Origin of the sequence: Synechococcus sp. R8-2, assembly GCF_047461715.1 — a bacterium.
In the GTDB taxonomy this organism is placed as follows: Bacteria; Cyanobacteriota; Cyanobacteriia; order Thermostichales; family Thermostichaceae; genus Thermostichus.
This window is the reverse complement of sequence record NZ_JANSHQ010000431.1, coordinates 1-2852: the sequence shown is the minus strand read 5'-3', so window position 1 is coordinate 2852 and position 2852 is coordinate 1. Positions and strand designations below refer to the sequence as shown.

The 2852-nt window shown below is 61.9% G+C and carries 3 protein-coding genes; all 3 read right to left on the bottom strand.

All coding sequences use genetic code 11. The annotated features are described in order from the left end of the window. A partial coding sequence (locus tag NW819_RS10380) for a glycerate kinase (protein ID WP_414413690.1) occupies nucleotides 1–256 on the bottom strand: 256 nt, incomplete at its 3' end. A 38-nt stretch (nucleotides 257–294) separates the two neighbouring features. Then, the gene (locus NW819_RS10375; RefSeq protein WP_011433215.1) at nucleotides 295–666 is read right to left on the bottom strand and encodes a DUF760 domain-containing protein; all 372 of its coding nucleotides are present in this window, start codon (nucleotides 664–666) and stop codon (nucleotides 295–297) included. A 186-nt stretch (nucleotides 667–852) separates the two neighbouring features. Next, a partial coding sequence (locus NW819_RS10370) for a DNA gyrase subunit A (protein ID WP_414413689.1) occupies nucleotides 853–2852 on the bottom strand: 2000 nt, incomplete at its 5' end.

The following is a 2852-nucleotide window of genomic DNA, read 5'->3' as shown; positions in this document are numbered from 1 at the left end:
GGGGGCTGGTGACCCACAGACCCTTTTTCTCTCCCCCCAGCGTCGGCAGCAATACCTCTAGGGTGCCCTCTCCCCCATCGGCCAAGGGGATCCGCTCCACCTCGACTTCCGGCAGCACCTGTTGGATCCCGCGGGCCATGCTCTCTGCCGCCGCCGTGGCTGTTAGGGATCCCTTAAAACTATCCGGGCAAACCAAAATCCGCCGCGGTGGGCTGCTGAACTGGGATCCCTTTGCCTGGAAACCCGCATCCAGCATGGAACCTCCTCGGCGGCGCTAAAAGGTGGATTGCAAGCCTAGCCCTCCTCCTCTGCTGGCGAAGGCTGATCCGCGCTGGCAGGCTGGGAGGCACTGCCCAAAGATTGCTCCAGGGCTAGGCGCTGCTCCATGACCCGCAGGAAATAGCCGCCCATCATCGCGCCGGAGAGCATTTTGGCCAAGCTCTCGCGGTTGGTGATGATCTGAACCCCGAATTGATCGGAGGGCAAGCTCCCCACCAAGCTGCGGATGTTGTGGCCCAAGATCTCCAGCACTTCCGGAGAAGAATTGCGGGCAATATCCTGAAAGACGCTGGGATCCTGAGATTGCAGGTATTGCCAGAGCCGGTTGTCGGGGCTCGGAGTTTGCACTGCCTCAAAACCAGGGATGAAATTCAACGGGCTCGCCATGGAGTAACCCAGCTCCACAAACACAGCAGGTGTAGCCCAAACTAGGGCGCTCGGCCTGATCCCACAGGCCTTTGCCGTTCCCGGAATTTGGGCTATCCCAAAGGTAACACCCCATCCTCACCCTCTCCGGTACGGGATCCCACCCTTCTGCGGCGGCAAATGCCGTACCTAAGTAACGGCCGGGGATCAAGCGCTGGCTTCTGAGGTCTCCTCCTCGGCAACCAAGGCAGCGGGTACCACTGTAACTCCCACAATGCTGTCTTCCGGATCCAGGCGCTGCACCAGCACCCCGGTCGCCTCGCGGGACTGGGTGGGAATGGCCTTGGCCAACTGGCGCATGACAATGCCCCTGGCGGTTACCAACAGGATCTCGTCTTCGGCATTGACGATGCGCAGGGCCGCCAGCTCGTCCGACGCCTGGCGGAACTTGGTGGCGATCACCCCCTTGCCGCCGCGGTTTTGCTGGCGGAAATTGTCGATGGCCGAGCGCTTGCCCCGCCCTTCTTTGGTGATCACCAGCACCCAAGGGTTAGCCAGCTTCTCCCCCTCTCGCTCGGCAGCCATCACCGATTCGGCAGAGATAATATCCATGCTGACGATGTCATCGCCGGCGTTGAGGGTAATGGCCCGCACGCCCCGGGTGGCCCGTCCCAGAGGGCGCAGTTGCTCGTCATCCGCCGGGAAGCGAATGGACATGCCTTGGCGGGTCGCCATGACCACATCATCGCTGGAGCGGGCGCGGCGCACCCAGCGCAGTTCGTCGTTTTCTTCCAGAGAGATGGCAATCAGGCCGTTGGAGCGTACATTGGCAAAGGCGCTGAGGGCCGTTTTTTTGATGTAGCCGCCGCGGGTGAGCATCACCAGATATTCGTCGTCGCTGAACTGGCTCACCGGCACCATGGACGTAACCCGCTCTTCCCGGGTGATCGGCAGCAACTGAACGATGGCGCTGCCACGGGCGGCGCGGCTCCCCTGGGGGATCTGGTGGGCGGGCAGGGTATAGACTACGCCCCGATTGGTGAAAAAGAGGATGGTGTCGTGGCTGCGACAGGCAAAAAACTGTTCGATGGCATCGTCTTCTTTGATGCGGGCGCCGGCTTTGCCGCGGGTGGCTCGCCCCTGCACCTGGAACTCCTCAAGGCCCATGCGCTTGATATAGCCCTGCTCGGTTAGAAAGATAACCGTCTCCCGATTTTCGATCAGATCATCCGTTCCCAGCTCCCCATCCTCCAAACAGAGGCGGGAACGGCGCGGGCTGGCAAAGCGGGCTTTGAGCTGCTGCAGCTCTTCGCTGATGATCTGCATCACCCGTTCTCGGCGGGCCAGAATATCCCGCAGGTCGGCAATTTGCCTCACCAAGTCTTCGTGCTCGGCCTGGATTTTTTCCGCTTCCAGGGCGGTGAGGCGGCGCAGCTGCATCTGCAGGATCCCGTCGGCTTGGGCTTCACTCAGGCCCAACACCGCCTGCAATTCCTCTCGGGCTGTGGCGGTATCGGCGGCTCCCCGAATGAGGGCAATCACCCGATCCAACTGCCCCAAAGCCAAGAGATAGCCCTGCAGCAGGTGATCCCGCTCTTCGGCTTTTTGCAGCTCGTAGCGGGTGCGCCGCTCGATCACCTCTTCCCGAAAATCCAGAAAAGCCTGCAGCGCGTCCCGCAGGGTCAGGGTGCGCGGCTCGCCGTTGAGGATGGCCAGCATGTTGACCCCGAAGTTGGCCTGCAGGGGGGTTTGCTTGTAGAGGTTGTTGAGCACCACCTGCGGCTGGGCATCCCGCTTTAGCTCGATCACCACCCGCATGCCGCTGCGGTCGCTCTCGTCACGGATGTCGGCAATGCCTTCCAGCTTTTTCTCGTTGACCAGCTCGGCGATCTTCTCGATCATGGCTGCCTTGTTGGTTTGGTAGGGCAGCTCGGTGATGATGATGGCATCCCGAACCGGTCGGCCCCGCTGCTCTATGGTTTCGACGGTGGCCACCCCCCTCAGGGTGATGGAGCCGCGCCCGGTGGTGTAGGCTTCGCGGATACCCTCTTGGCCCATGATCAGCGCCCCGGTGGGAAAGTCAGGAGCCGGGATCCACTGCATCAACTCCAGGCTGGTCAGGTTGGGGTTGTGGATGAGGGCGATCAGGCCGTCCACCAATTCGCCCAAGTTGTGGGGCGGGATGTTGGTGGCCATGCCCACGGCAA